At 45.9% G+C, this 2,952-nt stretch carries 3 protein-coding genes; 1 reads left to right on the top strand and 2 read right to left on the bottom strand.

The genetic code is table 11. The annotated features are described in order from the left end of the window. Positions 1-957, top strand: a 957-nt coding sequence (locus AC4E7D_RS09070) for a GTP cyclohydrolase (RefSeq protein WP_490173483.1), incomplete at its 5' end; no start/stop codon positions are given. A gap of 15 nt (positions 958-972) precedes the next feature. On the opposite strand, the gene capB is transcribed toward AC4E7D_RS09070, so the two are convergent. Further along, on the bottom strand, positions 973-2,232 hold the full coding sequence (capB, locus tag AC4E7D_RS09065; RefSeq protein ID WP_490173482.1) for a cysteate-C-fatty acyltransferase: 1,260 nt from the start codon (positions 2,230-2,232) through the stop codon (positions 973-975). Between the two features lie 125 nt (positions 2,233-2,357). Beyond that, a partial coding sequence (locus tag AC4E7D_RS09060; protein ID WP_490173481.1) for a PLP-dependent cysteine synthase family protein occupies positions 2,358-2,952 on the bottom strand: 595 nt, incomplete at its 5' end.

Here is a 2,952-nt window from a genome sequence, read left to right as displayed (position 1 = left end):
GCCTGGTTCTTCCTTGCCTACAAGGACGGTAAAGTCGTTGGACGGGTAGCCGCCATGATCAATTGGATAGAAGTCAACCAGCAAAAGATCCGGAAAATGCGTTTTGGCTGGTTTGATTTTGAAAACGACCACGAGGTGTCTGAAGCGCTGCTGAATAAAGTGGAAGAGCTCGGAAAGGAACACCAAATGGAATACATGGAAGGGCCAGTTGGCTTTTCCAACCTGGACAAAGTAGGGGTCTTGATCGAAGGCTTTGATCATATTGGCACCATGGTTACCTGGTATAACCACCCCTACTATCAGGAGCATTATGAACGCCTGGGGTTTGTCAAGGAAAAACAATACCGGGAAAGCAAGTTTCCCTATGCTAATGCCGATCCTAAATTCTTCCGGAAGGCCAATATCCTGGTTAAAAAGCGGTACGGGCTTCGGGAAATGAATTTTACCAGGACGGAGGATATCATGCCCTGGGTAGATAAGATGTTTACCCTCTTCAATGACACCTATGCAGTACTTTCTTCATTCGTGCCGGTAACTGACCTGCAGAAAGAGTACTTTAAGAAGAAATATCTGAGCTTCATCAACCCGGAATACGTAAAGTTCGTGGTGGACAAAAATGACGAACTGGTGGCCTTCGCTATTGTTATGCCTTCCTTTTCCAGGGCCTTGCAAAAAGCAAAGGGAAAACTATTCCCCTTCGGCTTCCTGCACCTTTTATGGGCTAAAAAGAAAAATCGGGATGCTATTTTTTACCTCATTGGAATCCACCCCGATTACCAGCAAAAAGGGGTAACCGCTATTATTTTCAATGAATTCTACGATACCTTTCAGAAAAGGAATATTCAGGACTGCTTCCGTACTCCGGAATTAGAGGATAATGTAGCCGTCAGACAGTTATGGAAGAATTTTGATCCTGTAGTCTACAAAAGGCGGCGAACCTATCGAAAAAACCTCTAGGAGTACAACGGACTATTATTCCCCCATGGCGGCAGCTACCGCAGCGGAAAGTCTTTTGTATACGCCTTTTTCCAGCCTTTCTCTTATAGATGAAAACGCCTCAAGGGTTTCTGCAATATCCTCCATGGTATGGGTTGCAGTAGGGATCATCCTTAGCAGTATAAGTCCTTTGGGGATCACAGGATAAACCACGATAGAACAGAAGATGCCAAAGTTTTCCCTGAGATCTTTTACCAGGGCCATCGCTTCCGGGATGCTTCCATTCAGATATACGGGGGTAACACAACTCGAGGTATTCCCGATATCAAATCCGCGCTCTTTAAGACCATTTTGCAGGGCGTTGACATTTTCCCACAATTTGTCTTTCAGCTCAGGTTTTGTCTTTAGCATTTCCAGCCTTTTCAGGGCTCCCTTGACGTAGACCATCGGCAGGGATTTGGCAAACATCTGAGATCTGAGGTTGTATTTCAGGTAGTCTATGATCTCCTTATCGGCAGCCAGGAAAGCCCCGATCCCGGCCATGGATTTGGCAAAGGTGGCAAAATAGACATCGATATCGTCCTGTACTCCCTGCTCCTCGCCTGCCCCGGCACCGGTTTTGCCAAGGGTCCCAAACCCATGCGCGTCATCAACTAAAAGGCGGAAGTTAAATTCTTTTTTCAAGGCGGCAATCTCCTTGAGTTTGCCTTGTTCACCCCGCATCCCGAATACACCTTCCGAAATAACCAGAATTCCTCCACCGGTCTGTTCTGCCATTTTGGTAGCCCTTTCGAGATTTTTCCTCAGGCTGTCTATGTCATTGTGCTTAAACGTAAAGCGCTTGCCCATGTGCAGTCGCACCCCGTCTATGATACAGGCGTGGGAATCCACATCGTATACAATGATATCATCCTTGGAAACCAGGGCATCCACTGCCGACATTATCCCCTGATACCCAAAATTCAACAGGTAGGCAGCTTCTTTATTAACAAACTGGGCCAGTTCTTTTTCCAGCTTTTCGTGGTAATCCGTGTGTCCACTCATCATTCGTGCTCCCATGGGATAGGCCGCGCCAAATTCAAGAGCCGCTTCACCATCTACCTTCTTGATCTCGGGTAGGTTGGCCAGGCCCAGATAGTCATTGATGCTCCAGGTGATCACTTCCTTTCCCTGAAACTTCATGCGGTTGCTTATAGGACCTTCGAGTTTAGGAAATACAAAATAGCCCTCGGCCTGGGAAGCCCATCGGCCCAAGGGACCTTTATTTTCGATAATTCTATCAAATAAATCTCTCATTCAGCCTAGTTTGGTGGAGGCAAAAATATGCATTTTTGGAGAGGATTCATAATTATATTTCACCCCTGAGGTTGAAGCGTTAAAAGAACGAGAATTGAAGAGAAAAAAAGGTAAAATTCTAATAATTAGCGGATTACCTCAACCTGGTTCTCCTGGGCTACTTTCTTTTTATCAAAGAATCCCTGGTCTTCCATCCACTGATCGCTGTAGATTTTACTCATGTACCTGGAACCGTGATCCGGGAAGATAAGGACAACATTACTGTCCTTGTCGAAGGTACCCAGTTTGTTCAATTGTTTCACAGCCTGCATGACCGCTCCACTGGTATACCCCACAAACATGCCCTCCTTGCTTGAAATTTCCCTAGCCGTGTGTGCACTATCTTCATCCGTTACTTTGATAAATGAATCGATAATATCAAAGTCAGTAGCGGTAGGAATAAGATTTTTTCCCAGCCCTTCAATTCGGTAGGGATAGATCTCGTTATGGTCAAATTCCCTGGTTTCATGGTACTTTTGAAGTACCGAACCATAGGCATCTACCCCGATAACCTGTATGTCAGGGTTTTGTTCCTTCAAATAGCGGGCCGTACCGGAAATCGTACCTCCTGTTCCGCTGCAGGCTACCAGATGGGTAATGAGCCCATTGGTTTGCTCCCAGATCTCTGGTCCGGTGGTGCGATAATGGGCCTCAATATTGAGTTCGTTAAAATACTGATTG

The organism is Lentiprolixibacter sp., assembly GCF_982873095.1.
The sequence above is the reverse complement of the archived record's forward strand: the minus strand, read 5'-3'. Positions and strand labels throughout refer to the sequence as shown.